The 405-nt window shown below is 47.2% G+C and carries 1 protein-coding gene; it reads left to right on the top strand.

The features are described from left to right. Window positions 1-405: IS256 family transposase (locus tag JFC07_RS13090; RefSeq protein ID WP_198329235.1), on the top strand; the 405-nt coding region annotated here is incomplete at both ends.

The raw sequence follows: 405 nt of genomic DNA on the forward strand, positions 1-405 counted from the left end.
CTCAAGAGTCACCGATAACATATTAGACGACATCACCGCTTGGCAGAACCGGCCGCTGAGCAGTGTTTATCCTATTGTCTATTTGGACTGCATTGTCGTTAAGGTACGCCAAGACAAGCAGATCATCAACAAGGCTATATATCTGGCGCTAGGTGTGGGACTTGATGGCAAAAAAGAGCTGCTTGGCATGTGGTTATCAGAGAACGAAGGCGCTAAGTTCTGGCTAGGTGTTCTCACTGAATTACAAAACCGCGGGGTTCAAGATATCCTCATTGCTTGTGTTGACGGTCTAAAGGGCTTCCCTGATGCCATCAATACCGTTTATCCCAAAGCCAAGGTTCAGCTGTGTATCGTGCATATGGTGCGTTACTCAATGAAGTTTGTGCCGTGGACAGATAAGAAGGC

Source organism: Psychrobacter faecalis, from assembly GCF_016107575.1.
In the GTDB taxonomy this organism is placed as follows: Bacteria; Pseudomonadota; Gammaproteobacteria; order Pseudomonadales; family Moraxellaceae; genus Psychrobacter; species Psychrobacter faecalis.